This window comes from Flavobacterium sp. DW-iso2 (assembly GCF_058725285.1).
This window is the reverse complement of record NZ_JBZXDY010000067.1, coordinates 1-1,317: the sequence shown is the minus strand read 5'-3', so window position 1 is coordinate 1,317 and position 1,317 is coordinate 1. Positions and strand designations below refer to the sequence as shown.

General features: G+C 40.6%; 1 protein-coding gene. It reads left to right on the top strand.

What is annotated here, in order from left to right; genetic code table 11:
* Positions 1–1,317 (top strand): hypothetical protein (locus AC4PRO_RS18110; RefSeq protein WP_492118390.1); only part of this gene is annotated, 1,317 nt, incomplete at both ends.

The window sequence follows — 1,317 nt, the reverse complement described above, 5'->3', positions numbered from 1 at the left end:
GCCTCTTTGGTTGCTGCTACAGAAGATTTGGATGCGCAAGCGAAAGTAAATTCAGATGCAATTGGAACAGAAAAAACGAGAGCCACAGGAATTGAAGGAAACATTCAATCAGAACTGAATGTTACTCAAACAGGATCTGGATTAGCCGCTGACGGAACTTATAGTGCAAATAGTGCCGCTAATTACATCGCTGGAGCTACTGCTTTAAATGATGCTGATAATAAATTGGATGCGCAAGCGAAAGTAAATGCGGATGCAATTGGAATAGAAAAAACTAGAGCCACAGGAATTGAAGGAAACATTCAATCAGAACTGAATGTAACTCAAACAGGAGCTGGATTAGCCGCTGACGGAACTTATACTGTAAATACTACTGCTAATTACATCGCTGCAGCTACTGCTTTAAATGATGCTGATAATAAATTGGATGCGCAAGCGAAAGTAAATGCGGATGCAATTGGAATAGAAAAAACGAGAGCCACAGGAATTGAGGGAAACATTCAATCAGAATTGGATATAACTCAAACAGGAGCTGGATTAGCCGCTGACGGAACTTATAGTGCAAATGTCGCTACCAATTATATGAAAACATCAGCCTCTTTGGTTGCTGCTACAGAAGATTTGGATACGCAAGCGAAAGTAAATTCGGATGCAATTGGAACAGAAAAAACGAGAGCCACAGGAATTGAGGGAAACATTCAATCAGAATTGGATATAACTCAAACAGGGGCTGGATTAGCCGCTGACGGAACTTATAGTGCAAATGGCGCTACCAATTATATGAAAACATCAGCCTCTTTGGTTGCTGCTACAGAAGATTTGGATGCGCAAGCGAAAGTAAATTCAGATGCAATTGGAACAGAAAAAACGAGAGCAACAGGAATTGAAGGAAACATTCAATCGGAACTGGATGTAACTCAAACAGGATCTGGATTAGCAACTAACGGAACTTATAGTGCAAATAGTGCCGCCAACTACATCGCTGGAGCTACTGCCTTAAACGATGCTGACAATAAATTAGATGGGCAAGCGAGAGTAAATGCGGATGCAATTGTAACAGAAAAAACTAGAGCAACAGGAATTGAGGGAAACATTCAATCAGAACTGGATGTAACTCAAACAGGAGCTGGATTAGCCGCTGATGGAACTTATACTGTAAATACTACTGCTAATTACATCGCTGGAGCTACTGCTTTAAATGATGCTGACAATAAATTAGATGCACAAGCGAAAGCGAATGCAGATGCAATTGGAACAGAAAAAACCAGAGCAACAGGAATTGAGGGAAACATTCAATCAGAACTGGATGTAACTCAA